This is a genomic window from Collinsella aerofaciens (assembly GCF_020709435.1).
In the GTDB taxonomy this organism is placed as follows: Bacteria; Actinomycetota; Coriobacteriia; order Coriobacteriales; family Coriobacteriaceae; genus Collinsella; species Collinsella aerofaciens_AU.
This window is the reverse complement of record NZ_JAJFDP010000014.1, coordinates 13,680-39,420: the sequence shown is the minus strand read 5'-3', so window position 1 is coordinate 39,420 and position 25,741 is coordinate 13,680. Positions and strand designations below refer to the sequence as shown.

The following is a 25,741-nucleotide window of genomic DNA, read 5'->3' as shown; positions in this document are numbered from 1 at the left end:
CTTATGCGTCCTTCATCTTGACGTCGAGGGCGTCGCGCAGACCATCACCCAACAGGGTGAAGGCGAGCACCGTCGAGAGAATTGCCAGACCGGGCATGATCATCATCCAGGGAGCGGTCAGAAGATACTGCTGACCGTCCTGAATCATGGAGCCCCACGAAGGCGTAGGCGGAATAACGCCCATGCCGAGGAAGGACAGAGCGGACTCGGTCAGAATGGCGCCACCAATGTTCATGGTCGCGTAGACCACGATGGAAGCGACGGAGTTCGGGAAGATGTGACGCACGACGATACGAGCATCAGATGCACCCATCGCGCGCGCAGCATCAACATAGTCGTTTTCCTTGACCGTCAAGATTGCAGAGCGGAAGACGCGCGCAATCGAAGGCCAGCCGAGAATACCGATGGCGATAAAGACGTTCTGAAGGCCACGGCCGATAACGGCGATCATGGCGACAACGAACAGCACGTACGGGAACGCTAGGAAGATGTCCGCACAGCGCATGATGATCGTATCCCAGATGCCGCCGTAGAAACCCGCCAGAGCACCCATGACCAGACCGATCAGCGTGGAGATCGCGGTGGCCATAATGCCGACGGACAGCGAAACGCGCGCACCGTAGATAACGCGGACGAGAATGTCACGACCAAGGGCGTCGGTGCCAAACGGGTGCTCTGCACACGGAGCCAGCAGCGACGTCTCGGCCATGGTGGTCGAGTCGGAAGCCGTCGGCGAACCGAGCCAGGGCTTAGCCCACAGATCTGCGGTCAGTGCAACCACAACGACGATGATGATCCAGCAGACACCGATAACGGCGAGCTTGTTCTTACGAAGACGCTTAAAAGCGTCGCCCCACAGCGTGCGGGACTTGGCGGGAGCAGATGCGGCCTTGGTGGCGGTAGCCTGCTCCTGAGACTGAGAATCAGTTTCCTGCATGAGACGTACCTCCCTTAGGCCTTATCCGACGGACCGCCAAGGCGGATGCGTGGGTCGAGGAATGCATAGCTAATGTCGACGAGCAGGTTGATCACCATAACGACGACGACGATGAGCGTAACGCCGCCCATAACGATGGGCCAGTCACGCATGCTAATGGCGCGATAGACCTCATAGCCGATACCGGGCCAGTTAAAGACCGTCTCGGTCAGGATGGCGCCCGAAAGCATGCCACCAAAGTCGACACCAATATAGGTAACGACGGGGATGAGTGCATTCTTAAGCGCATGCTTGACGATGATCGCGCGATTGGAGAGACCCTTCGCCTTTGCCGTACGGATGTAATCCTGGTTCATGACGTCAAGCAGCTGCGAGCGCATAATGCGGGCAGCATAAGCGGTCGAAACCGAAGCCAGCGTAATGGTCGGAAGCACATAGTGCATCCAATCCTGATACTGAGAGCTGGAACCGCCGGCACCCGAGATCGGCATGGAGATTGCACCGCCCGTGGCGTCCTTGAGGATGACGCCAAAGAACAGCTGCAGCAACATACCGAGCCAAAAGGCCGGGACCGCAACGAGGATCGACGTGGTGAGCGTTACCAAAATATCCCAGAAGGAATAACGCTTTACCGCCGAAATGATACCCGCACCGATACCCATGATTGCCTCGAGCACGATGGCGCACGCGGCAAGTTTGACCGTATACGGATACTTCTGGGCGAAGATTTCCGTAACCGGCAGCTTGCGCTGATACGAATTGCCCAGATCGCCATGAAGCAGGCCGTTCATGTAATACAAGTAACGGTCCACGAGCGACGTTTGAACGGGGTCGCCGTTCTCGTCAAGGATCGCGTTGCCGTCCTCGTCCGTCTGGACCAGGTGATAGCGGACGCGAAGCTGAAGCTCCACCTCGGGGGACAGAGCCTTGTCTCCACCGATCAGCTTGATCGGATCTCCCGGCACGATATTCTGGAGGGCGAACAGAATCAGCGTAACGCCCAAAAACACCGGGATGAACTGAAGCACACGTTTAACGATGTACTTACCCATACCACTCCCCTATCTAGGGATTAACCTAAATGGGATGCCGATCGCCAGACCGGCATCCCAAAATTACCATCAGCCAGTTTACCCCAGGTTAGGGAGAACTGTATGTTTCCCATGAGGTCTACGTAAATACTTGACCCTCACGGAAGCTGCAAACTCTTAGGCGAGCTCAGCGGTACCCAGATCGGCGTGCTTCTGCGGATCGACATAGAGGTGCTTGATGCGATCGGAGCCGGCGATGGTGTGCGTGTAGAACATAATCGGGATGACCGGGCAGTCGGCAGCGACCATTGCATCGGCCTCCTGCATCTTAGCGACGCGCTCCTCGTCGTCAACAATAGTACGAGCCTCGTCGACCTTGGCGTCGAACTCGGGGTTGTTGTAACCGGAGCGGTTGTCGCCACCGAGGGAGTCGGAGTGGAACAGCGGATACAGGAAGTTGTCCATGATCGGGTAGTCGGCAATCCAACCCAGACGACCGAACTGATAGTTAAAGTTCTGATACTGCTCGAGCAGGGCAGACCACTCAGGGGTATCGGAGACAGCGGTAACGCCAACCTTGGCGAGGTCGCCGATGATGGACTCCATGATCTCCTTGTGACCGCCGTCCTGGTTGTAGGACAGGGTCACGCTAATGCCACGATCCCCGTTAGCGCCAGCGGGAGCAACCTTGTCGAGGTACTCGTTAGCCTTGTCGACATCGTAGGCGCAGAACTCCCATGCGCCCTCCTTGTAGCCATCGATGCCCGGAGGAACAATGCCGTCGGCAGGGGTACGGGTACCCTTGAAGATGGTCTTGCAGATGGCCTCACGGTTAATGGCCAGGGAGATGCCCCTACGCAGGTCGGCGTTGTTGAACGGCTCGGCCGTGGTGTTGCAGGTCAGATAGTACGTGGAAGGCTCGGCGCCGAGCAGCATGCGCTCGCCGTCACCCATGGTGTAGCCGTCCTTGGACACGCCGCGATCCTTCTTGGCGGCATCGATCTGAGCGACGGGAACGTCGCAGACATCGAGGTTACCGGCCTGGAACTCCTTGTAAGCGGTCTCCATGTCCTTGATGACCTGGAAGTGGATGCCATCGATCTTGGCCTTGTCGCCATAGTAATCGTCGAACTTCTTGACGTTGATCTCCTGGCCATCCTCCCACTTGCCGTCCATCATGAACGGGCCGTTACCGACCGGGGCAAGATAGAAGCTCTTGACATCGGACTCGGCGCACTCGGGAACCGGGGCCAGAGCCGGATGAGAGGCGACGAAGGGGAAGTCAGCGTAAGCGGAAGACAGCTTGACGACGAGGGTCTCATCGTCGGGGCACGTAACACCGCTGAGCTCGGTAGCGTTTCCGGCAAGCAGATCGTCATAACCCTCGACCATGGAAAGGTGATAGGAGACCTCGGAAGGACCGTACTCGGTAGCGATGGCCGACTTGGTGTTGACCAGACGCTCCCAACCGAGCTTGAAGGACTTGGAGGTAACGTCGTCACCGTTGTGGAACTTGGCCTTCTTGATCTTGAAGGTAAACTCGGTGGCGTCGTCGTTGGACTCAAAGGACTCGCAAGCCAGCGGAACGATCTCGCCCTTCTCGGCGTCGTAAGAGGTCAGAGCGTCAAAGAGCTGGTACTCGACCTGAGTGCCCTGGTCCTCCTGGACATTGTAGGGGTCGATGCAGACCGGGTTGTTGATGTAGAAGTTCAGCGTCGAACCGGACTCAGAACCGGAAGCGTCGCCACCCTTCTTGCCACATGCGGCAAGAAAAGCCATGGAGCTCGCAGCAAGGGTGCCGCCAACAAAGGCGCGACGACCCATAACGGGCTGGTGGAACATAGAATCAGCCATGCCATCCTCCTTATGAGATAGGACAAAGAAATGTTCAGTCGGACACATGTCGAAACAATCCGATCCGAACCATCAAAACGCCGCCCGCTGCTATGGCTGGTTATGCACAACGGACCAACGTTTTGCAATACAGTAGCGCATTTTATACACAATTTGGGGCTAATTCCGGTTAACGGTCGAGAATTTCTTTAGTTGGGCGAAGTATGTGGGGATATTTTGACTCTGTTACAAATATGTAAACAAAAAGGGTCCCGCACTTACGGGACCCTTTTTGAATATTTATGCGGCTCGTGCTTAGTAGCCGACGATGCCCTGCGGGAAGAAGAACATGCACAGCACGACGCACACGGCAAACACGACAGCCATGATGACGGTCAGTCGGTCGAGGTTCTGCTCCATGACGCCCGTGGCAGAGCTGGAGTTATACAGCGAGCTAGCGATCATATCCGAAACGCCGGTGCCCTTACCGGAATGCATCAGGACGAGAATCGTCAGCGCCACGGCAGAGACAGCCCAAACGACAAACAGAAGAATCTGGAACGGACCCATAGATAAGCTCCTTAATAGAACAGTTTAAACTCCAGTACTGTACCACAATCCCCCGCTCTCCCCTACCTGCCACTCAAGGACGGGGTGGAAATGGCAGAAATACCAAAAAGGGGGTTGTCCGGTTGTGGACAACCCCCTTACTAGAAAACGGTATTTGTTTTCTATTAGGCCTCGGTGGCGAGCACGCGGCCCGTCATCTCGGCGGAAGGCTCAATACCAGCCATGGTGAGCATGGTCGGAGCGATATCGGAAAGACGGCCGTCCTCGATACCGGTGAGCTTGGCCTTCTCATCAACGATGATGAACGGAACGCGGTTGGTGGTGTGAGCCGTAAACGGATGCTTGGAACCGTCGGAAGCAACGTCAAACATGTGATCGGCGTTGCCGTGGTCGGCGGTGATCAGCGCAAAGCCGCCCTTGGCGAGAATCGCCGGGACAACCTTAGACAGGGCATCGTCAACGGCCTCGACGGCCTTAACGGCGGCGTCGAAGACACCGGTGTGACCAACCATGTCGCAGTTCGCGAAGTTCACGATGTAGAAATCAGCGCGATCCTCGTTGATGGCGGCGACAAGCTTCTCGGTAACCTCGGGAGCGCTCATCTCGGGCTGCAGATCGTAGGTAGCGACCTTGGGGGAAGCGACGAGCACGCGCTCCTCGCCCTCCTTGGGCTCCTCGATGCCGCCGTTGAGGAAGAACGTCACGTGGGCGTACTTCTCGGTCTCGGCGGTGTGCAGCTGCTTCAGGCCGTTGGCGGCGATAACGTCGGCCAGGACGTTCTCGGGGAACGTCTTGGGGAAGGCGACCTCGACGTCAAACGTCGGATCGTACTCGGTCATCGTCACAAAGTGAGAAAGCTTGATCTGCTCGCGCTCAAAGCCGTCGAACTCCTTGTCCGTGAACACGCGGGTCATCTGACGAGCGCGGTCGGGACGGAAGTTGAAGAAGATGGCCGCGTCGCCCTCGTGGATGCCCTCGTTGTGGGCAGCGAAGGGCTCGACGAACTCGTCGCCGCGCGGATCCTTCTCGTAGTAGGCCTTGATACCGGCAACAGGGTCGACATCGGCATCGGACGCGTTGACCATGACGTCGTAGGCACGCTGGATGCGCTCCCAACGGTTGTCGCGGTCCATGGCCCAATAACGGCCCGAGACGGTGGCAACGCGAGCGTCGCAACCGGTCTCCTCGGAGATCTTAGCCAGGAAGGCGCAGAACTCACTCATGTAGCCAGCGCCGGACTGCGGGTCAACGTCGCGGCCATCCATGAAGGCGTGGACGCGAACGGTCTTGACACCGTGCTCGGCAGCCATCTTGACCAGAGCCTCGACGTGGTTCATGTGAGAATGAACACCGCCAGGGCTCATAAGGCCCATGAGGTGAAGAGTCTTGGCGTCAGCCTTGACGTCGTCCATAGCCTTGACGAAGACCTCGTTCTTGGCGATGGAGCCGTCCTTGATGGCGTTGTTGATGCGCGAAAGCTCCTGGAACACGATGCGGCCGGCACCGATGTTGAGGTGACCCACCTCGGAGTTGCCCATCTGGCCATCGGGAAGACCCACGTCCTCGCCCGAAGCGCCGAGCGTGGTGTGGGGGTACTTCTCATACAGGCTATCAAGGAAGGGCGTCTTGGCAGCGGCGACGGCGTTCTCGCCATCGGACGGAGCCAGGCCGCAGCCGTCCATGATGATCAGGAGTGCAGGAAGATGACGTTGTGCCATATGTCCTACTCGCCTGCCTTGACGACCATAGAGGCGAAGTCGGCAGCCTTGAGCGAAGCGCCGCCCACGAGGGCGCCGTCAACGTCGGGCTTGGCGACGAGCTCGGCGATGTTACCGGGCTTGGCAGAGCCACCATAGAGAACGCGAATGCCGTTAGCGAGCTCCTCGCCGAACATCTCCTTGAGGGTCTCACGGATAGCGCCGCAGACCTCCTGAGCGTCCTCGGCGGTAGCGGTCTTGCCGGTGCCGATGGCCCAGATGGGCTCGTAGGCCACGACGACCTGCTTGGGGCAGGTGATCTCAAGACCAGCAAGGCCAGCCTTGACCTGGTTCACGACGTGCTCGACATAGGTGCCAGCCTCGCGGACCTCAAGGGACTCGCCGCAGCAGAAGACGGGAACAAGACCTGCGGCAACGAGGGCCTTGGCCTTCATGTTCTGATCCTCGTCGGTCTCGTGGAAGTAGTCGCGACGCTCAGAGTGACCGATGATGCAGTAGGTGCAGCCAGCGGACTTGAGCATGTCGCAAGAGGACTCACCGGTGAAGGCACCCTTGGCCTCCCAGTACACGTTCTGTGCACCGAGGGCGATGGGGGCAGCCTGAATGCGGTCATGAACCGTGGTGATGTCGATGGTCGGAGGGCAGACGAGCACCTCGACGCCAGCCGGAACCTCGGGCAGAGCCTGAGCCAGCTCGTCGGCGAGCTTGGCGGCCTCGGCGACGTCGTTGTTCATCTTCCAGTTGCCAGCGATAAGAAGGGTGCGATTAGGCATCGAGAAGCGCCTCCACTCCGGGCAGGGCCTTACCCTCGACGAGCTCCATGGAAGCGCCACCACCGGTGGAGATCCAGCTCATCTTGTCGGCCAGGTTGAACTTGTTGACAGCTGCGACAGAGTCGCCACCGCCGATGATCGAGGTGCAGTCGGCCTCGGCGACAGCCTCGGCAATAGCCTGGGTGCCGTGAGCGAAGTTGTCGAACTCGAAGACGCCCATGGGGCCGTTCCAGAACACGGTCTTGGCGCCCTTGACGGCCTCGGCGTAAAGCTCCTCGGTCTTGGGGCCGATGTCCATACCCTCACGATCGTCGGGGATAGCGTCGGAAGCGACAACCTCGGGGACAGCGTCCTCGCCAAAGTGATCGGCAACGCGGTTGTCGATGGGGAGCAGGATCTTGACGCCCTTCTCCTCGGCCTTCTTAAGCATCTCGCCGGCGCGCTCGACCCAATCCTCTTCCTTGAGGGACTGACCGACGGACAGGCCCTGAGCCAGGAAGAAGGTATAGGCCATGCCGCCACCGATGATCAGGGTGTCAGCGGAGTCGATGAGGTGATCGAGAACGCCGATCTTGGAGGAAACCTTGGAACCGCCGACGATAGCGACGAAGGGGCGCTCGGGCTCGGCGAAGATGCCGGTCAGCGTGTCGACCTCCTTCTCGAGCAGGAAGCCGGCGACGGCAGGCAGGTAAGCGGCGGGGCCCACGACGGAACCCTGGGCGCGGTGAGCGGTGCCGAAGGCATCGAGAACGAAGACGTCACCATAGGAAGCGAGCTTCTTGGCGATCTCGGGATCGTTCTTCTTCTCACGCTTATCGAAGCGGACGTTCTCGAGAACGAGAACCTTGCCCGGCTCGACGGCAGCGACAGCCTCGGCAGCCTTCTCGCCGTAGGTGTCGGCGACAAAGGCAACGTCGAGACCAGAGAGCTCGGCGAGCTTCTTGGCGACGGGCTCGAGGGACAGCTCGGGCTGGAAGCCGGTGCCATCGGGACGGCCGAGGTGGCTCATGAGGATGACGCGAGCGTTGTGCTCAACGAGATAGTTGATGGTGGGCAGGGCAGCCTTGATACGGGTGGTGTCGCCAACGACGCCATCCTTGATAGGCACGTTGAAGTCAACGCGGACGAGAACGCGCTTGCCGTCGACATCGATGTCGCGGACGGTCTTCTTGGTAAAGGCCATGTTTGCTTCTACCTTTCGTACGTGTCTGCCTCCCATTACGGCAGACGATTTCTTATAAAAAGGGCGCGACCCTAGGGTGTAAGCCCTATAAGGCCGCGCCCTTCTTTAGACGCTCAACGAGCTATTCGTTAAAAGCTAAATTAAGCAACGAACTTCTCGAAGTACTTGATGGTGCGGACCATCTGAGAGGTGTAGGAGTTCTCGTTGTCGTACCAAGAGGTGACCTGAACGAGGGTCTGGCCGTTGCCGAGGTCAGAGCACATGGTCTGAGTGGCGTCGAAGATGGAGCCGTGGGTCTCGCCGATGATGTCGGTGGAGACGATGTCGTCCTCGTTGTAACCGAAGGTCTCGGAGATGGTGGCAGCGTAGGCCTTCATAGCAGCGTTGACCTCGTCGACGGTGACCTTCTTGTCAACGACAGCGTAGAGGTTGGTGATGGAGCCGGTCGGCGTCGGGACGCGCTGGGCGGCACCGATGAGCTTACCGTTGAGCTCGGGGAGAACCAGGCCGATAGCCTTGGCAGCACCGGTGGTGTTGGGGACGATGTTGACGGCGCAGGCGCGGCTACGACGCTTGTTGCCCTTGCGCTGCGGGCCGTCGAGCGGCATCTGGTCGCCAGTCCAGGCGTGAATGGTGGTCATGATGCCGGACACGATGGGAGCGAAGTCGTTCAGACCCTTGGCCATCGGGGCGAGGCAGTTGGTGGTGCAGGAAGCAGCGGAGATGATGTTGTCCTCAGCGGTCAGCGTCTCATGGTTGACGTTGTACACGATGGTGGGCAGATCGCTGCCGGCCGGAGCGGAGATGACGACCTTCTTGGCGCCAGCGTTGATGTGGGCCTGAGCCTTAGCCTTGCTGGTGTAGAAGCCGGTGCACTCGAGAACGACGTCGACGTCGAGGTCGCCCCAAGGCAGGTTGTTGGCGTCGGCCTCCTTGTAGATCTTGATCTCCTTGCCGTCAACGGTGATGGAATCCTCGCCAGCAACGACCTCGTGATCGCGAGCGTAGTTGCCCTGCGTGGAGTCGTACTTCAGCAGGTAAGCGAGCATATCGGGAGAGGTGAGGTCGTTGATAGCGACGATCTCGGAGCCCTCATGACCGAACATCTGACGGAAAGCCAGACGACCGATGCGACCGAAGCCGTTAATAGCAACCTTTACTGCCATTGTGTCTCCTTTCGTAAGGCCCCCGCGAGCTACAGCGCCCGCCGTTGAGGCCCACAAACTAACCACTCGCCTAATATACCTTTTTTTTGACTTGAATTTCACGAGAATGCTCGAAATTGAAAATCAAATTTACGTTAAAACGTTTTAAAGAGTAAAACAGCAGTTCAATCCCTATATAAGCAGTTTCGCTCAACTACCTGTTTGCTTCAATGAGCTTTTCAAGCCTCAAAACTCGATGGTAGAGGGCCGACTTCGACAAGGGAGGGTCAGCCATCTCCCCCAGATCGCGCAGTGACAGATCAGGATAGCGCTCGCGCAGGTCGCAAAAGACCGCCAAGGCGTCCGGAAGCGTGTCGCGCAAACCCCGCTGTTCGAGCTCATCGATCAACGCAAGCTGATGCTGGGCGGCACCCGCACTTCTGGTCTGATTGGCCAGCTCGGCATTCACGCGACGGTTTACGTCGTTCTTAACCAATTTGACCGCGCGCGCTTCCTCGATCTCGGCAACGCTGCGCTTGGCGCCGACCAGCTTTAGAAGCTGCTCGATCTCCTCGGCGCTCTTAATGTAGACGGCAAAGGATCCGCGCCGCGCGTTAACGCGCGCATGGACCCCAATCTGCTCCAATAGATCGCAAAGCCCCCGGGCATACTGCTCGCCCTGCACCGCAATCTCCAAATGAAAATCGCCGCGTGGATCGGCCACGAAACCGCCGGCGATGAGCGCGCCGCGGATGTAGGCAAGCCTGCAGCAGGGACGGGCAACGATGTGCCGGGGAACACCAGCGACGAGCCCTCCCCTGCGGTCGAGAATGCCCAGCAGCACCAGAGCCTTGTCCAGGTCGGGCTGATCGGGCAGGGTAATGAGATAGTTACGGACCTTATGCAAGACCGATTTACGAACGGTGAATTCCGTTTTGAGCTTAAGGATGCGATGCGTCAGTGTGATCATCGTGCGCGCGACGGCACCCGTCTCGGTCGCGACCGTCAAACGATACCGCCCGGAGCCGGCCAGCGAAAGTGTACCGCTCACACGCGTCAGGGCGGCAAGCGTCGACAAATCGCAGTATTCACATTCGGGTTCGCAGCGCGCGAGCTCGTCACGCACCTCGGCGGTAAACGACATGCAGACCTATGCTTTCGTGTTGGCGCGCGACAGGTCGCGATGGGAAATACTCACGTGATACTGGGCACCTTCTAAATAACGTGCCGTGGCCTCGGCGATGGCAACGCTGCGGTGTTGACCGCCCGTGCAGCCGATGGCAATAGAAAGCTGTGGCTTGCCCTCCGCGATATAGCCGGGCATGACCGTATCGAGCAGCTGCGTCCAGGCCTTCCAGAACTCCTGGGTCTTGGGATGGTCCAGAACAAAGTCGGAGACTTTCTTATCGAGACCGGTCATGGTGCGCATCTCGGGATCGTAGAACGGATTGGGCAGGAAGCGGACGTCGATCATAATGTCCGCCTCGACGGGCATGCCGTGCTTAAAGCCAAACGAGAACACGTGAACGTCCATGAGCTGCTGGTCGGACAGCTCGGAGAACGCCATGCGCAATTTGTTGCGCAGGGCAGAGGTGCGCAGGCGGCTCGTGTCGATGATCATATCGGCTCGGTCGCGCACGCCCTGCAGCTGCAGGCGCTCGCGCTGAATCGCATCGGCCGTAGTCTCTCCCGGCTTGGCAATGGGGTGGCGGCGGCGGTTTTCGCTATAACGACGAATCAGCACCTCGTCAGAGGCCTCGAGAAACACGATGTCACAGCTCATCTCGCGCTCCTCGAGCGCGGCAACGGCATCGAGCAGCTCATCGAACAAACCCTGGCTGCGCAGGTCGCAGGTGACGGCAAGATGCCTGCCCACGCCCGTATTGATGCCGACGAGTTCGGCAAGCTGGGCGATCAGACGCGGAGGCAAGTTGTCGATGCAAAAGTAGCCCATGTCCTCAAACACATGCATGGCCTGCGTTCGGCCCGATCCGGACATTCCGGTGATGATGACGATATCGGGGATGCGCTCCGAGCGCTCCGCCGCATCCATGGCATCTCCCTTTTGCATGTGTGCCTCCTAAAACAAGCGCGGGACCCGGCCAGCGGATCCCGCGCGATCAATTGCCTTTATTGAGTATACCGCCCCAAGCGGATACGAGGCCTGTCTTACGCCCCAAGCGCAGCCTTGAACCAACTTGTAATACTCGTGGGGTGCGTAATGGCAGTGCCTACGACAACTGCCCAGGCGCCCGCATCGATCGCGGCGCGGGCCTCCTCGGGCGTGTGCACGCGGCCCTCGCAGATGATGGGAAGACCGGGGAATTCCTCGGTCGCCTGACGCAGGAGCGGCAGATCGGGGCCATCGGCCATGGTGCAGTCGATGGCAGCGACACCGTGAGAAAGCGTGGTAGATACAAGGTCGAAGCCCATATCAACCGCACGGCGAATATCCTCGATGGTGGCACAATCCGCCATCAGGAGCACACCCTCCTCGTGCAGCGGGCGGAAGGTATCCTCGACCGACTTGCCGTCGGGACGCGGACGATCGGTGGCGTCGATCGCCACGATATCGGCACCCGCAGCAACGCAGGCGCGAGCGTGACGCAGCGTCGGCGTGATGTAAACGCCCTCGTGCCCATCCTTCCACAGGCCGATAACGGGGACCTCACAGCGACCCTTAATGGCGGCAATGTCGGCAAGGCCCTGGCAGCGAATGGCGGCGGCGCCGCCGAGCTCGCAAGCACGAGACATTTGAGCCATGGTCTCGGGCGTACGAAGCGGCTCGCCCATATACGCCTGAACGCTCACGACGAGCTTGCCCTTCAGGGACTGGATCAAAGGATCAACGGTCATGTTCGACTCAACCTTTCTCAAAAACAGCCTTCTGAGACACCGCACCTTGACGTTCAAACCGTCGCTCGCGTACCGAAGTACGCTTCGCTCCTCTTTCACGTCAATCTGCGGCACCTCAGAAGGCGCACTTGGTAGCTATGTTTATTTCAACGACGCAAGAAGGTGTTCGGCGGCACCGATGAGCGGAGCATCGCCCTCAAGAGAACCGATGAGGATCGGCGTGTCCTGAAGCGGATCGAGCGCCTGGCTGGCATAGCCCTCGTGTACCGAATCCTTCCACGTCTGTGAACGCCAATCGGGACCTTGGTGAATCACGCCACCCGAAAGCACGATGACCTCAGGGTCCAGGATGTTAGCGAGCGAGCCCAAGCTGGCACCCAGCGCAAAGCCGGCGTCATGGATGACCTCAGTCGCCTTTGCGTCGCCCGCGCGGCACAGGTCGTTTACATCGCGACCGACCGAAGGACGGCTGGGGTCGACGCGGCCAAAGCGCTCGTCGTACATGCGACCAATGGAAGTGCCCGAAGCAACAGACTCAAGATGGCCAGAACGCCCGCAGGCGCAGGGAATGCCGGCGGCAGCCGAGCACTCGATGTGGCCCATATGACCGGCAGCACCGTGGAAGCCCTGCATCACGCGGCCGTTCTCGACATATGCGCCGCCGATGCCCGTACCGATGCCCAGACACAAGACGGAGAACTTGCCCTTGCCGACGCCCCAGTGGGCCTCGCCCAGAGCATGAGCCTGCACGTCGCCCACCACGGCAACGGGAAGACCAAGGTCCTCGCGCAGACGCGGCCCCAACTGAACGCCAGACCAGCCGGGCATGATCTCGTTGGCGTAGGCGATGGCGCCCGTCTTGGGGTCGACGACACCGGCGGCGCCAATACCGATACCGAGGACCTCGACATCGGGGTTCGCCTCGAGAGCAGCCTTGATGGACGCCTCGATGCGCTGGAAAACTGCCTCGCCGCCTTCTTGGGCCTCGGTGGGAACCTCGGCTTCAAAGACCGGATGGGGCACGCCGCCATCAGCCGGATACTCCATAATGGCAGTCGCAATCTTGGTGCCGCCGATATCGACGGAGCAAACGTACTTGTTCTCCATGTCGCTCTCCTTAGGAGATATAAACAACTACAGGAAATGCGCCGTCAGGCTAGCCGTCACAGCGCGGTAAAGGTTTTCCAGGTGCCCGAGATCGCCGAGAAGCCGTGTGGCCATTGACCTAATGGGTCATGGCCGCACGGTTGAACGGCGAGGTCGGGTGCCTGGGAAAGCTTTAAAGGAGGCCGTTGTCCTGGAGGACCTTCTTAATCGCCTCGACGTTCTCACCGGTCATGGCCTTCACCGGGCGCGGCATGGTCGGGCTGTCGAAGATGCCCATGAGGTTCATAGCGGTCTTGAAGGCGCCGACGCCACCGGCATAGCCCTGGACGCCCGAGGTGACATCCCAGATGTGGGAGATCTCATTGAGACGATCCTGCTCGGCCTTGACGGTAGCCCAGTCACCAGCCTGAGCGGCCTTCCACTGACGCACGTAGCCCTCGGGCTCAACGTTGGCGAGACCCGGGACGGAACCGTCAGCGCCGCCGAGATAGGCGCCGTCGACAACAACCTCGTGACCGGTGAGGATGCTCATCGGATGGCCGTTCTTCTCGTTCTCCTGAACGAGGTAGCGGAACGAGATGTCATCACCCGAGGAATCCTTGACGCCGGCCAGAACGCCCTCGGCACCGAGCTTGGCAAGGAGCTTCCAGGGGAGCTTGGTGTGGACACACACGGGGATGTCGTAGGCGAAGATGGGCAGGTCGAGTTCCTCATGCAGGATGCGGAAGTGCTCCTCGACCTCGGTCATGCCCTGCAGGGCATAGAACGGGCAGGTGGCGACGAGAGCATCGGCGCCCAGCTCCTGAGCGACCTTACCGTGCTCGATCATGCGCTCGGTCTCGGTGTCGATGATGCCGACCAGAACGGGAACGCGGTGGTCGACGATACGGACGGCCTCGGCGATGATCTGACGGCGACGCTCGTCGGTGGAGAAGACGACCTCGCCCGAGGAGCCCAGGAAGAACAAGCCATCGACGCCGGCATCGATCATGCGGTTGATGCTGCGCTCAAAGGAGGCAACGTCGAGCTGGTGATCTTCGGTATCGGGAACAACGACGGGAGGGATAACGCCGGTGAATTTCTGAGTTGCCACAAGAATCTCCTTAGTTGTCTGGCGGGCAGCCCTATGCCGCCCACTCTTGTTGGCAGTGTCCAGGCCGCCTAGGCCAAAGAACACGGGTAGAACGTTTGGTTAAAGAAGTCGACGACTTCGCTTTCGAACGCATTGATGCGCTCGTGAGCGTATTTGGCATAGACGATATGCCTCCGGTCACACTCAAGACCGTTGAATACGGCAAACTGGCCCTTGGGGTCGCTCGCGGCATCCATGAGCGATGTGCCCATGAGCACCGATCCGCGCACCCGAGACGACAGCGCCTCAAGGCCACCGGGAATTGGATTGGCAACCGCCGTGCAGGCGAGGCCCCGCTCGTCCAGAGCAGAAACCGCCAGCGCGACTCCGCCGCCAAGGCCCTCGCCCCATGCAAAGATGCGGTCGGGGTCCATGCCATCAAGATTGCGCGCCACCTTCGCCAACGCGCAACCCCAACGGACGCGCTCGACAAAAGCGGGCGAAGAAATCCCCCGCTGCAGGTCGTCCGCACCAGCAACATCGTCATCCAGCGCGAGGACGGCATACCCCATGGCGGCAAATCTCGTCATGTGATGCCAGCCGCGCACAGGCCGATCGATGTCGTGGAACATCAGGCACAGCGGCACGCGCTCAGATACTCGGGCACGACCGACAGGCTCGATCAAACGAGCGTGAATCGCATCGTCACCGAGCTCAAAGGAGACCTCCGAGTAACGGGCGCAGGGGTTAACAAAGTCAATCGCCGTAATGGCCAGGCCTTGAATCTCAAGATTCGAAGCGCATGTCTCTAAATCAGAAACATCTGCTTGGACATCACCGCGCCAGTCCCGATATTCTGCGAGCCTTGACGAAACCGTTCCAGGAATTCCCACGAGCCCGGGGACAATCAGCTCGTCAACATTGCTCTCGCACTTAGACATGAGCCTCCCCTCCCTTGCAGAAAAACGGAATGATCAAATCGTCAAAATCCTGTATCTCTTCGTGGCCAAAGCCTTCAAAGAACTCATGACGCTTTTCGCAGGTCAGGTTGTTATAGACCGCAAACTGCGTCGCTGGCGGACAGACGATATCGGCTGTGCCAGTGCCAAACAGCACGGGGCATTTGACCATAGGGGCAAAGTTCTTGGAATCGAAGTACGCCAGCTTGGCATAGGCTTCGTCAATACGAGTCGAGTCCTCATCAAACCAGCGAGACCAATAGCGCAGGCCTTCGTAGGCAATGTCGTCGGCATCCAAATCCCAGACCAGGCGGAAATCCGACAGGAAGGGATAGAGGATGGCGGCACGATTGATAAGCTCGCTATTAAGCGCACAGGTCGCAATACCCAAACCGCCGCCCTGCGACGCGCCGTTCACAAACACACGGGCAAGATCGATGCCCTCGAGCTCACGAACAATACGGCACAGGATTCGAATATCTTGGTGTAAGCGGACATAGTAGAGGTTGGCCGGGTCGCCGTCGATGCCGGCGACGATATGCCCGGCAACCGTTGTGCCCTCAAATCCACCAATGTCCTCGGAGGGACCTCCTTGGCCGGGGCAGTCGAGGGCGATGAGTGCCATGCCCATGCCCGCAAACGACGCCTGCTCAAACCAGCTGCGGCTTGCACCCGGATACCCATGAAACTGAAGCACCAATGGCACGGGCTCGTCCGAGACGGGTTTAAGGTACTTGGCATGCAGGCGAGCGCCACACATGCCGGTATACCAGAGGTCGAAAAGCTGGCAGGTCGCGGCATCGGTGACCGATGCCGTCTCGATCGCATAGTCAAGCCCGACGGCGTCGGCCTCGGCCATGCGATCCTTCCAAAAGAGATCGAAATCTGATGGACGGGGCATGGCGCCTCGATATTCACCAAATTGATGTTGTAGCTCCTGAGCACTTGGCATGGCTCGTGAACCCAACCTTTCGAAATCGCAACGGAGGTGCGCCCGGCAAGGGAACCGGGCGCACGGGAGGGAAAGCGAGGTTACTCGCCGAGCTTGGGATGCAGCAGCGACGGCGCAGCGCCGAGCAGCATCTTGGTGTAGGGGTCCTGGGGGTGCTGGAAGACCTGCTTGGCCTCGCCCTGCTCGACGATCTTGCCGCCATTCATAACGATGATGTCGTCAGAGATATAGCGGACCGTCTGGATGTCATGGCTGATGAACACCATGGCCAGGCCGAGCTCCTTCTTAAGGTCGGTCAGCAGGTTCAGAATCTGCGCGCGGACCGAAACGTCCAGAGCCGAGGTAGGCTCGTCGGCGATGATGGCATCGGGGTTCAGCGACAGGGCACGGGCAATTGCGACGCGCTGACGCTGGCCGCCCGAAAGCTGGCCGGGAAGAACCTCGGCAGCGGAGCTGGGCAGACCGGTGAGCTCCAAGAGTTCCTTGACGCGCTTCTCCTGCTCGGCCTCGGTACCCAAGTTGTGGACGCGCATGGGGTCGAGCAGCTGCTCGCGAACGACCATGCGGGGGTTGAGCGCCGTGGCCGGGTTCTGGAACACGACCGAGATGACGCGACCCATGTGGCGACGGTCCTCGGCGGTACGTTTGGTAACGTCCTTGCCCTTAAAGTAGACCTTGCCGCTCGTGGGGGCCTGCAGGCCGCACATGACGTTAGCGGTGGTGGACTTACCGCAACCGGACTCGCCGACGATGCCGATCGTCTGACCGGGCATGAGCTTAATCGTTACACCCTGGACGGCGTGAACCAGGTTGGGGTGCAGAATCGAGCCGGTACGGGTCCTAAAGGTGACGTGGACGTCATCAAGGAAGATGATCGGCTCGACGCCGTTGACTGCGGTATCGCTCATCTACATCACCTCCGCGTGAGGGGTCAAACCATTTGCCTTGAGCACCTCGTCGGGGAGCTCGGAATAGAAGTGCTCGGTGCCGGGCACGCGCTTGAAGACCGGACGGGTATCCAGGCCAATACGCGGATGGCTCGAGCGGGGTGCGAAGCGATCGCCCTTGGGGAAATCGCGCGGGCTGGGAACGGCGCCGGGGACCTGGTGCAGACGGCCCGAGCCGCTCTCGATGGACAGAACGGAGCCCAGAAGACCGCGGGTGTACTCGTGGATCGGGTTGGTGAGCAGCTCCTTGGTGGGTGCCTGCTCGATAACCTGGCCAGCGTACATAACCGTGATGTTATGGGCAACCTCGGCGACCAGAGCCAGGTCATGCGAAACAAAGATCATGGCAAAGCCGAGCTTGGCCTGAAGATCGTTGAGCAGCTTGATGACCTGCTTCTGGACGGTAACGTCCAGAGCGGTCGTGGGCTCGTCGCAGATGACCAGCTTGGGGTCGCGGGTAAGGGCCATAGCGATCAGGACACGCTGACGCTGGCCGCCGGAAAGCTCGTGCGGATAGCTCTCGAGCGTGCGCTTGGGATCGAGGCCGACGAGCTCCAGGAGCTCCTCGGCGCTGCGGGTTCCGCCGCGCTTGGTGAGCTGCTTCATCTGGGCAGAGATGAGCATGGAGGGATTAAGCGAGGACAGGGCGTCCTGATAGACCATAGCGATATCGGTACCGCGCAGGCCGAACCACTCCTTCTTGCTCATCTTGAGCAGGTCGCGACCCTCCCAGAGAACCTCGCCGGAAAGATGCTCGTCATCGTCGGTCAGGCCCATGATGGCCAGCGTGGTGATGGACTTACCGCAACCGGACTCGCCCACCAGGCCCATGGTCTGACCAGGACGAACGTCAAAGTTGACATGGTCGACGACGTTGATATCACCGTGATGCTCAAACTGGATGCAGAAGTCACGGACCGAGAGAATCGGCTCAACGGACTCGTCGGGCACGTGGCGATCGTCACGCTTGAGCTCGACATCGCGCAGGGCGCCAAGGCGAGCGGAGAGGGACTGGGCCTGCTCCTTGTAGGCGCGAACGGGGTCGGAGACCAGCAGGTCGGCCTCGCGACGCTTGGAGGAATCGGTAGGATCCAGGGCAGCGGAGGGAGCAGCGGCCATGGCGTCGGTAATGCCCTCGGAGAGGATGTTGAGCGCCAGGCAGGTGATCATGATGGCTAGGCCCGGGAACAGCGCCTGCCACCAACGGCCGGCGAGCACGCCGCCGCGGGCGTCGGCGAGGATGTTGCCCCAGGTAGCGGTGGGCTCCTGGATACCAGCGCCGATGAAGGTCAGCGAGGCCTCGAAGATGATGGCGTCGGCGACCAGGGTAACGGTGAAGACCATGATCGGGGCGATGCAGTTACGCAGAACATGCTTAATCAAAATCCACGGAGCCTTGGCGCCGGAAACGATGACCGCGCGGACATAGTCCTCGCCGTACTCGGACACGATATTGGCGCGTACGATACGGGCAATCTGCGGAGTGTACATAAAGCCGATGGCGAAGATGATCGACGGCACGGAGTTGCCCAGGATGGAGACGAAGACGGCCGCGAGGGCGATGCCCGGGATGGACATGATGATGTCCAAGATACGCATGATCGTCTCGGAGACGGCCTTGCGCGAAACCGCTGCAAGGGCGCCCACGACCGAGCCGCAGACCAGAGCCATGGCGGTGGCGCCAAAGCCGATAATCAGCGAGTAACGACCACCGTAGAGCATACGCGACAGAATGTCGCGACCCTTATCGTCGGTACCGAAGATAAATCCGTTGCCGGGAGCCTGGCGAGCCGTAAAGATCTCGACCGGGCTATAGGGGGCAAGAAGGGGCGCCAGAATCGCAGTCAGGGCGACCAGCACCAGCACGACGGCGGCAATCTTAGAAGACAGCGTCATCTTCTTCCAGCCACCGAGCTTGAGCCCCTTGGAGGCAGCCTTCTCGAGCTGCTCGGTTTGCTTCTCTCGAATCTTTACCATAATCTACACCGTCCTGATGCGCGGGTTGATGAGCAGGTAGAGCATGTCAACCACGATGTTGATGATGATGAAGGCAAGAGCAACGACGATGACGACGCCCTGAACCAGGTTCGCCTCGTTGCCCTGAACGCCCTGCAGAATCGCGGTGCCCATGCCGGGGAGGTTGAAGATAACCTCGATGACGACGGCGCCGCCCATGAGGTAACCGATCTTAAGACCGAGGGTGGTGACCGGGGTGATCAGCGCATTGCGAAGAACGTTGATGCCGACGACGACCTTCTCGGGAACGCCGGCGCCGCGAGCCATACGGACATAATCCTTGTCGAGCTCCTCGACCATGGCGGTACGCACGATACGAGTCATCTGGCCCGTCAGCGGAAATGCCAAGGCGATAGCGGGCATGATCATACGCCCCAGATAGCCAACCGGATTCGTGGTGAAGTGAGGCAGAGCGCCCGATGCCGGGAGCACCTTAAGGTAGGAAGAGAACAGCAGGATCAACAGAACGGCAAGCCAGAACGACGGGGTTGCCAAGCCGGCGATGGAAAAGACACGGATTACTTGGTCCGGCCATTTGTCGCGATACAGTGCCGCGATGACGCCGAGCAAAAACGAAACGACCGCACCGATGGCAAGACCGATGAAGGTCAGCTGCATCGTGACGGGCAGGGCCGTGGAGATGCGCTTGGCAACGGAGTTGCGAGCAGCACCATAGGTGCCCATGTCGCCATGGATCAAATCGCCCATATAGCGCACGTAGCGCACGGGCCAGGGGTCGTCCAGACCATACTTCTCATGGTACTCGGCAACCGCCTCGGGCGAGGCACCGTCACCCAACGCCGTGTAGGCGGGGTCGGTCTTGGAGAACGACATAAGGAAGAACACCAGGACGGTGACGCCCAATGCCATGATCGGCAGCGCCACAAGACGCCTTCCAATCAAACGTAGCAAGTTGTTCACGTTCTCTCCCCTTTCTTTTGTCGGTAGGACCAACTGGTATATGAGTACGGATACTCATTACAAGACCCGAGCGACATCGTTGCCGCCCGGGTCTTTGTTTCAACTATGAGGATACGGTCCCAACGACCGACATCCTGCATATAGACTCAAGCGAGTCTTACGCCTTGACGGTCGCAACGCCCCTGAAGGACATGCTCGTCGTGCCGATGCCCTTGAAACCATCGAGGGCCTCGCCATTGGGCGCAGTGGACGGATCGTCCCAAGAAGCGGAGACGGTCTTGACGTGGACAACGGGGTACAGAACGGCGTTGTCGGCAATGATGTCGAAACACTCGTTCCACTTCTTCTGCTGCTCGTCGCCCTCGGCGGCAAGAGCCTCGTCCATGAGACCGTGGAGCTTCTGCCACTCAGCGGACTCCTTCCACGGGCAACGGGTCTGCATCCAGACGTTGTCGCCGTACCACCAGTTGAGCAGCAGGTCGGGGTCGGCGCCGAAGCAGGAAGGATCGCCAGGGGCAAGGAGGATATCGTAGGCCTCGCCGCCGTCGATGGCGGCGTAGGTGGCCGGCGAGGTATCGGTCTGGATGGTCACATCGAAGCCGAGAGCGTCGAGGTCGTTCTTGACCTGGGCGGCCATGCCCTTAATCTGCTCGTTGTCGGTGGTGCGCAGGGTGATGGCACCCGGGGTGATGCCAGACTCCTCGATGAGCTTCTTAGCCTTCTTGGTGTCGGTCTTGTACACCGTGGAAGCCTCATGATAGTTGGTGAAGCTCTTGGGCAGGTAGCAGCTGGCAGCGGTGGCAAGGCCGGCGAAGGTGTTGCTGACCATCTTCTCGGTGTCGAGCGCATACATGACAGCCTGACGGACCTTGACGTTGTTCCAAGGCTCCTTGGCGACGTTGAACATGATGAAGCGGGTGCCGAAACCCTGAACGTTGTCAATCTTGCAGCCGGCGCTCTCGAGCTGGTCGACGGCGTCAGCGGTAACGAGCTCCATAACGAGCGTGGAGCCCTCCTGCTGAGCGGTAACGCGAGCAGTGGGGTCGGTCAGGATGCTGTACTGGATCTTCTTATCCTCGGCAGCATACTCACCGTTGTACTCGGGGTTGGGAACCAGGGTGATCTCGGTATCGGAGATAGAGTCGTACATCCAGGGGCCGGAGCCGATCGGCTGCTTGGCGCGATCCTCCTCGGTCTGGGTGGCCGGGGTAACGCGGACGATGGCCAGACGATCCTTGAGCAGGGAGAAGTTGGGGACCTTGGTCTTGACCGTCACGGTGCTGGCGTCCTTGGCCTCGATGGACTCGAAGGGCTGGAAGAACGGAGCATAGGTAGCGGAAGCGGCGCAAGCGGTGTAGGAGGCAACGACATCGTCAGCGGTGACCTCGGTGCCATCGGAGAACTTGGCGCCCTTGCGGATGGTGACCTCGAAAGTGGTGTCGTCCACAGACTTGGGATCGTCGGTGGCGAGCTCGTTGAAGGTGCTGTAGTCGTGGTAATCGATGCCGTAGAGGCCCTCGACGACGTGCCAGTTAGCACCCAGGCCCACAGCGGAGCCGGTGCTGGCGGGATCGAAGCTGGACGGAGCGTAAGCGGAACCAGCGGTGATCACGCCGCCGCCACGGTTGGCGGAATCGGTGGAGCCGGAAGCGGAACCCTCGTCGCTAGAGCTGCCACCGCAGCCAGTGAGACCAAGGCCGGCGACAGCAGCGACGCTGCCGGTGAGGCCGAGGAACGAACGCCTGGACATACCCTTGTTGATGATGGCCATGTCTTCTCCTATCAATAGAGAATCTTACTCGGGAGCACCTAGACTTGCCCCCGCGCAACTTGCGGACGATATATACCTTACCTACCGACGAACCCAACTGAGGTGCCGCGCTCGGCGACCGATACATACATACGCTTGAACGGTATTTACTACCGTTCACCGAATTCATTGACAAATGATTCGCCAGACAGTATGTATCGACGAGGTGAGATATCAGTCTTCGTCAACCCGCAGGATAGCAGGGTTGTTCACCATGACTAGTCAAACGTTTTAGCGTTAATAAAACCCGAAACCAGCATGCAATCATGGCGAAATAAATGGTTGAAAATCACGCAATCATGTATATCAGTAGTTTAGGCTCGTGTTTAGCTATCGGAATGGCCAGCCGCCGCCTCGGCGCGCTCGGCATTCCACGCAACGAGCGCCTCGTGGACCGCCTTGGCAACATCGGCAGGTATGCCGCGAACTTCCGCGATCTCTTGCTCGCTCGCCGCGCGCAAACGCTTCATCGAACCAAAATGGCGCATAAGGGCACGTTTTCTGGTGGGTCCCACGCCTGGAACGTCATCGAGTACCGAAACTGTCATGGCTTTATCGCGCAACTCACGATGGAATGTGATTGCAAAACGGTGCGATTCATCGCGCACCTGTTTAATTAGATAGAGCGAAGCAGACCCGGTCGGCAGCACGACGGGAGTCTCGTCCCAAGGCACAAAAACTTCCTCATCGGCCTTTGCCAAGCCACAAACTGGTATATCGAGCCCAAGAGCCTCAAGTTGCTTGATCGCAGCGGTCAATTGCGGCTTACCGCCATCGACAACGAGCAAATCGGGGCGCGAGCCAAAACGCTCGTCGGCCATGCGCTCGGGAGCATAGCGTCGTCCCAAAACCTCGGACATCGACACGAAGTCGTTTGCCTCGTCCAATTCGGCCTGAATTTTAAAACGACGGTACTGGCTCTTGTCGGCGCGTCCGTTGGTAAACACCACCATCGAGGCGACGGTAAAGGTTCCATGCAGCGTCGAGATATCGAAGCACTCGATACGCATCGGCGGCGCCGGCAGCGCCAGCGCGCTTTCGAGCTCCAGGAGCGCTTGATTGGTGCGGTCGTCAGCGTACCCCGTTCGCATCATGTAGCGCATGAGGGCATGGCGCGCATTTTTGGATGCCATATCGAGCAAACGGTGCTTTTCGCCACGCTGCGGCCTATGGAGATGGCAGGAACGCTCGCGCTTGCCTGCAAGCCACTCCCCCAGCGCCTCCGCATCCTCAAGCTCGACAGAGAGGTTTATCTCAGCTGGAATATCAGCCGTCTCGTCGTAATAGCGCTTAAGAAAGCCCGATTGAAGCTCCTCTTCGTCGACATCCAAACCCTTATCGAGAATAAACTCGCAGGTTCGAACCGTTCGACCCTCACGCACGACAAAGACGCAAGCGGCGGAGATGGTCTCCTCGCGATAGAAACCGATGACATCGATATCGACACTGGAGGGAAAAACGACTTGCTGACGGTCGTCCAGACCCCTGATGACCTCCAAACGACGTTTGACGCGTGCCGCGCGCTCAAAGTCGAGCGCCTCGGCGGCATCCGTCATCTCGGAGGTCAGCTCATCGACGACATCCTTGCGATGGCCCGACAAAAAACGTTCGACACGTTTGACGTTCTTGGCATAGTCCGTAGGAGAAATCGCGCCGACACACGCACCCGGGCCGCGCCCGACATGGTAGTCAAAGCAGGGACGCCCGTTTTGCGCGCAAATCATATTGACGATGTCTTCCTCGCCCCTGTGGGACTCGACGATACGACGACAACGACGCCACTCCGCACAGGATGCGGAGCAGATGGGGATAACCTTGCGCAGCGTATCTATCGTCTCACGTGCCGCACGGCTATCGGTATAGGGACCAAAATAACGCGTTCCCGGCTTATGACGCTCGCGCGTATATTTGATAGCGGGATACAGGTCGCCCTTTGTAATGGCGATAAAGGGGTAGCTCTTGTCATCCTTGAGGTCGACGTTAAAGTACGGATGGTACTGACCAATCAAATTGCGCTCGAGCACCAACGCCTCGTGCTCGGTCTCCACCACGATATAGTCAAAGCTCGCCACCAGCTGCATCATCAGCGGGATCTTTTGACGCTCATCCTGCAGTGTCACGTACTGGCGCATACGGGAACGCAAGTTTTTTGCCTTGCCCACGTAGATGACATCGCCCTTGGCATCCTTCCAAAGGTAGCATCCGGGCTGTGTGGGAACGCGCGAAACCTGCTCGGCAAGCGTTGGAATGTTGTCGTGACCGGCCACACGCACCTACTTGCGACGAAGCAGCGCCGAGACCTCAGGCATCTTAAGGACGACGGCAAGGCCAAAGGTAACAGCAAGCGAGACGACACCCGCAACGCAAACGTAGCCAAGAGTAATCAGAATCGAGCCGCCAAGTGCCCCGACAAAGTGTTCAAGCACCCACATGACGCCGGCGCCTGCGGCAGCACCTAGGCCACCGAGCAAAAGGCCAAAGAAACCGCCATGCAGGATAGATTTGACCTGAAGGCCACGCAGGCGACGACGCAGCCACCACAGCGAACAGCCGACCAAGATCACGTAGTCGACAACATACGAAAGCGCGATTGCCGGCATACCGAAGCCCAGCACAACGCCAAACAGCAGAACCGAGCCGGCCTGGCCGATGGCAGAATACAGGCAATAGCGGCTATAGGGCTTCATGTCGAGCAAGGCAGAGAAGCTCTTCTGCATCAACACGACCACGCCGTAGAGCGGCAGCGAGAGCGCCAGGTAGACAAGGTACTCGGACACCAGCGCCACTCCGGATTCATCGAACTTGCCAGCACAGTAGATCATGTTGAGCGGACGTGCGAAGACAATCAGGTACAGTGCGAACGGAATCAGGAAGAACAGCATCTGGGCGACGCCACGCGAAATGCCCGTGCGTACGCTGTCGTAATCCTTCTCCTGTGCGTCGTGAGAGAGCTCGGTATAGAGCGCCGTCGAAAGCGAGGCGGCAATCAGCGCGTAGGGCAGCGTGTACCACAGGCGCGCATAGGCGATGACGGAAGGACCAGTCTCGGGCTGGACCACCAGCGCGGCAGCGTTGGTGATAGAAGTCGAGACAAACATGCACACCGTGGCGAGCAGCGTCGGGATACCGAGCGCAATCGTCTGGCGCAGCGCGGGGTCCTTAAAGTCGATATGGATATGGGGATGCACGCCGTGCTTGCTAAGCGCGGGAATCTGACATGCCATCTGAACAAAGACACCGAGGGTCGTACCGGCCGCAATCAAGATGATGCCGGCACGTTCGCCAAACTGTGCGGACACGGGCGCAAAACCCATAAAGCTCGCAATGACGATCACATTGTTGAGGACCGGGGCAAACGTCGACCAGAAGTAGTCGCGGTGTGCGTTGAGAACGCCCGAGAACACCGAGCCCAAACCATAAAACAGAATCTGGATGGCAAAGAAACGGAACATGAACGCAGCGGTATCCATGCTGCCGCCGTCACCCGAAAGGAACGATTGCGTCCAGATAAAGCCCGGGGCGAACACGGTCCCCAGCAACGAAATGCCACCCAGCACCAAAAGCAGAATGCCGAGCAGGTTGCCCACGTACTCGTTCGAGGCCTCGCGACCCTGCTCACGCCTCACGCCCATGTACACGGGCAAAAACGCCGTCACGAGCATGCCGCCCATCACGAGTTCGTAGAGCATATTGGGCAGGTTGTTGGCGACCTGATAGGAGGACGAAAGTAGCGACATGCCGATAGCGGCCGCCATTGCCCACGTGCGGATAAAACCGGTGACGCGAGACACAATGGTCAGGATGGTCATAAGCCCGGCGGAACGACCAACCGTGGAGTAGTCCGACGAGCCCATGTCGTCAGTGTCATCTCGCGACGAAGAAGCTTCGGATGAGGGTGTCTGAGGCGCAGA

At 59.4% G+C, this 25,741-nt stretch carries 21 protein-coding genes; all 21 read right to left on the bottom strand.

Annotated features, from left to right (window positions below):
- Nucleotide 1 precedes the first annotated feature (1 nt).
- The gene (locus LK493_RS08205) at nucleotides 2-937 is read right to left on the bottom strand and encodes an ABC transporter permease (RefSeq protein WP_035138881.1); all 936 of its coding nucleotides are present in this window, start codon (nucleotides 935-937) and stop codon (nucleotides 2-4) included.
- Between the two features lie 14 nt (nucleotides 938-951).
- Nucleotides 952-1,989 carry an ABC transporter permease gene (locus LK493_RS08200; RefSeq protein ID WP_117746680.1) on the bottom strand — a complete coding sequence of 346 codons (1,038 nt, stop codon included), beginning with the start codon at nucleotides 1,987-1,989 and terminating at the stop codon, nucleotides 952-954.
- Nucleotides 1,990-2,145: 156 nt separating this feature from the next.
- Nucleotides 2,146-3,822, bottom strand: a complete 1,677-nt coding sequence (locus LK493_RS08195; RefSeq protein ID WP_225093366.1) for a peptide ABC transporter substrate-binding protein — start codon at nucleotides 3,820-3,822, stop codon at nucleotides 2,146-2,148.
- Nucleotides 3,823-4,116: 294 nt separating this feature from the next.
- Nucleotides 4,117-4,371, bottom strand: a complete 255-nt coding sequence (gene secG / locus LK493_RS08190) for a preprotein translocase subunit SecG (protein WP_006236144.1) — start codon at nucleotides 4,369-4,371, stop codon at nucleotides 4,117-4,119.
- 164 nt (nucleotides 4,372-4,535) lie between these two features.
- Nucleotides 4,536-6,089, bottom strand: a complete 1,554-nt coding sequence (gene gpmI / locus LK493_RS08185) for a 2,3-bisphosphoglycerate-independent phosphoglycerate mutase (RefSeq protein ID WP_227790691.1) — start codon at nucleotides 6,087-6,089, stop codon at nucleotides 4,536-4,538.
- A 5-nt stretch (nucleotides 6,090-6,094) separates the two neighbouring features.
- On the bottom strand, nucleotides 6,095-6,862 hold the full coding sequence (gene tpiA, locus LK493_RS08180; RefSeq protein WP_161144841.1) for a triose-phosphate isomerase: 768 nt from the start codon (nucleotides 6,860-6,862) through the stop codon (nucleotides 6,095-6,097).
- The gene (locus tag LK493_RS08175) at nucleotides 6,855-8,045 is read right to left on the bottom strand and encodes a phosphoglycerate kinase (protein ID WP_022094881.1); all 1,191 of its coding nucleotides are present in this window, start codon (nucleotides 8,043-8,045) and stop codon (nucleotides 6,855-6,857) included. The genes tpiA and LK493_RS08175 overlap by 8 nt, the downstream gene beginning before the upstream one ends.
- A 140-nt stretch (nucleotides 8,046-8,185) precedes the next feature.
- Nucleotides 8,186-9,211 (bottom strand): type I glyceraldehyde-3-phosphate dehydrogenase, encoded by a 1,026-nt coding sequence (gap, locus tag LK493_RS08170; protein ID WP_022094880.1) that lies wholly within the window; start codon nucleotides 9,209-9,211, stop codon nucleotides 8,186-8,188.
- Between the two features lie 193 nt (nucleotides 9,212-9,404).
- The gene (gene whiA, locus LK493_RS08165) at nucleotides 9,405-10,334 is read right to left on the bottom strand and encodes a DNA-binding protein WhiA (protein WP_035138886.1); all 930 of its coding nucleotides are present in this window, start codon (nucleotides 10,332-10,334) and stop codon (nucleotides 9,405-9,407) included.
- A 6-nt stretch (nucleotides 10,335-10,340) separates the two neighbouring features.
- Nucleotides 10,341-11,261, bottom strand: a complete 921-nt coding sequence (rapZ, locus tag LK493_RS08160; protein ID WP_022094878.1) for an RNase adapter RapZ — start codon at nucleotides 11,259-11,261, stop codon at nucleotides 10,341-10,343.
- A 98-nt stretch (nucleotides 11,262-11,359) separates the two neighbouring features.
- Nucleotides 11,360-12,046: an N-acetylmannosamine-6-phosphate 2-epimerase gene (locus LK493_RS08155; RefSeq protein ID WP_227790690.1), complete on the bottom strand. Its 687-nt coding sequence runs from the start codon at nucleotides 12,044-12,046 to the stop codon at nucleotides 11,360-11,362.
- Nucleotides 12,047-12,187: 141 nt separating this feature from the next.
- Nucleotides 12,188-13,153 carry an ROK family protein gene (locus LK493_RS08150; protein WP_055286945.1) on the bottom strand — a complete coding sequence of 322 codons (966 nt, stop codon included), beginning with the start codon at nucleotides 13,151-13,153 and terminating at the stop codon, nucleotides 12,188-12,190.
- Between the two features lie 172 nt (nucleotides 13,154-13,325).
- On the bottom strand, nucleotides 13,326-14,246 hold the full coding sequence (locus LK493_RS08145) for a dihydrodipicolinate synthase family protein (RefSeq protein WP_035138887.1): 921 nt from the start codon (nucleotides 14,244-14,246) through the stop codon (nucleotides 13,326-13,328).
- 68 nt (nucleotides 14,247-14,314) lie between these two features.
- Nucleotides 14,315-15,166 (bottom strand): acetylxylan esterase, encoded by an 852-nt coding sequence (locus tag LK493_RS08140; protein WP_227790689.1) that lies wholly within the window; start codon nucleotides 15,164-15,166, stop codon nucleotides 14,315-14,317.
- Nucleotides 15,159-16,136, bottom strand: coding sequence for an acetylxylan esterase (locus tag LK493_RS08135; protein ID WP_195246822.1), 978 nt, complete (start codon nucleotides 16,134-16,136; stop codon nucleotides 15,159-15,161). The genes LK493_RS08140 and LK493_RS08135 overlap by 8 nt, the downstream gene beginning before the upstream one ends.
- 80 nt (nucleotides 16,137-16,216) lie before the next feature.
- Nucleotides 16,217-17,044 (bottom strand): ABC transporter ATP-binding protein, encoded by an 828-nt coding sequence (locus LK493_RS08130; protein ID WP_138112022.1) that lies wholly within the window; start codon nucleotides 17,042-17,044, stop codon nucleotides 16,217-16,219.
- Nucleotides 17,045-19,060 (bottom strand): dipeptide/oligopeptide/nickel ABC transporter permease/ATP-binding protein, encoded by a 2,016-nt coding sequence (locus LK493_RS08125; RefSeq protein WP_035138893.1) that lies wholly within the window; start codon nucleotides 19,058-19,060, stop codon nucleotides 17,045-17,047.
- Nucleotides 19,061-19,063: 3 nt separating this feature from the next.
- The gene (locus LK493_RS08120) at nucleotides 19,064-20,020 is read right to left on the bottom strand and encodes an ABC transporter permease (protein WP_035138896.1); all 957 of its coding nucleotides are present in this window, start codon (nucleotides 20,018-20,020) and stop codon (nucleotides 19,064-19,066) included.
- Nucleotides 20,021-20,177: 157 nt separating this feature from the next.
- On the bottom strand, nucleotides 20,178-21,791 hold the full coding sequence (locus LK493_RS08115) for an ABC transporter substrate-binding protein (RefSeq protein ID WP_161144836.1): 1,614 nt from the start codon (nucleotides 21,789-21,791) through the stop codon (nucleotides 20,178-20,180).
- A 365-nt stretch (nucleotides 21,792-22,156) separates the two neighbouring features.
- Nucleotides 22,157-24,097, bottom strand: a complete 1,941-nt coding sequence (gene uvrC, locus LK493_RS08110) for an excinuclease ABC subunit UvrC (RefSeq protein WP_308196330.1) — start codon at nucleotides 24,095-24,097, stop codon at nucleotides 22,157-22,159.
- 6 nt (nucleotides 24,098-24,103) lie between these two features.
- Nucleotides 24,104-25,684, bottom strand: coding sequence for a murein biosynthesis integral membrane protein MurJ (murJ, locus tag LK493_RS08105; protein WP_117794699.1), 1,581 nt, complete (start codon nucleotides 25,682-25,684; stop codon nucleotides 24,104-24,106).
- Nucleotides 25,685-25,741 lie beyond the last annotated feature (57 nt).

What these genes read in the sequence shown, in the direction of transcription:
- LK493_RS08205 (WP_035138881.1), bottom strand. Translation starts at nt 937, where the DNA reads ATGCAGGAAACTGATTCTCAGTCTCAGGAGCAGGCTACCGCCACCAAG.
- LK493_RS08200 (WP_117746680.1), bottom strand. Translation starts at nt 1,989, where the DNA reads ATGGGTAAGTACATCGTTAAACGTGTGCTTCAGTTCATCCCGGTGTTT.
- LK493_RS08195 (WP_225093366.1), bottom strand. Translation starts at nt 3,822, where the DNA reads ATGGCTGATTCTATGTTCCACCAGCCCGTTATGGGTCGTCGCGCCTTT.
- secG (WP_006236144.1), bottom strand. Translation starts at nt 4,371, where the DNA reads ATGGGTCCGTTCCAGATTCTTCTGTTTGTCGTTTGGGCTGTCTCTGCC.
- gpmI (WP_227790691.1), bottom strand. Translation starts at nt 6,089, where the DNA reads ATGGCACAACGTCATCTTCCTGCACTCCTGATCATCATGGACGGCTGC.
- tpiA (WP_161144841.1), bottom strand. Translation starts at nt 6,862, where the DNA reads ATGCCTAATCGCACCCTTCTTATCGCTGGCAACTGGAAGATGAACAAC.
- LK493_RS08175 (WP_022094881.1), bottom strand. Translation starts at nt 8,045, where the DNA reads ATGGCCTTTACCAAGAAGACCGTCCGCGACATCGATGTCGACGGCAAG.
- gap (WP_022094880.1), bottom strand. Translation starts at nt 9,211, where the DNA reads ATGGCAGTAAAGGTTGCTATTAACGGCTTCGGTCGCATCGGTCGTCTG.
- whiA (WP_035138886.1), bottom strand. Translation starts at nt 10,334, where the DNA reads ATGTCGTTTACCGCCGAGGTGCGTGACGAGCTCGCGCGCTGCGAACCC.
- rapZ (WP_022094878.1), bottom strand. Translation starts at nt 11,261, where the DNA reads ATGCAAAAGGGAGATGCCATGGATGCGGCGGAGCGCTCGGAGCGCATC.
- LK493_RS08155 (WP_227790690.1), bottom strand. Translation starts at nt 12,046, where the DNA reads ATGACCGTTGATCCTTTGATCCAGTCCCTGAAGGGCAAGCTCGTCGTG.
- LK493_RS08150 (WP_055286945.1), bottom strand. Translation starts at nt 13,153, where the DNA reads ATGGAGAACAAGTACGTTTGCTCCGTCGATATCGGCGGCACCAAGATT.
- LK493_RS08140 (WP_227790689.1), bottom strand. Translation starts at nt 15,166, where the DNA reads ATGTCTAAGTGCGAGAGCAATGTTGACGAGCTGATTGTCCCCGGGCTC.
- LK493_RS08135 (WP_195246822.1), bottom strand. Translation starts at nt 16,136, where the DNA reads ATGCCAAGTGCTCAGGAGCTACAACATCAATTTGGTGAATATCGAGGC.
- LK493_RS08130 (WP_138112022.1), bottom strand. Translation starts at nt 17,044, where the DNA reads ATGAGCGATACCGCAGTCAACGGCGTCGAGCCGATCATCTTCCTTGAT.
- LK493_RS08125 (WP_035138893.1), bottom strand. Translation starts at nt 19,060, where the DNA reads ATGGTAAAGATTCGAGAGAAGCAAACCGAGCAGCTCGAGAAGGCTGCC.
- LK493_RS08115 (WP_161144836.1), bottom strand. Translation starts at nt 21,791, where the DNA reads ATGGCCATCATCAACAAGGGTATGTCCAGGCGTTCGTTCCTCGGCCTC.
- murJ (WP_117794699.1), bottom strand. Translation starts at nt 25,684, where the DNA reads ATGGGCTCGTCGGACTACTCCACGGTTGGTCGTTCCGCCGGGCTTATG.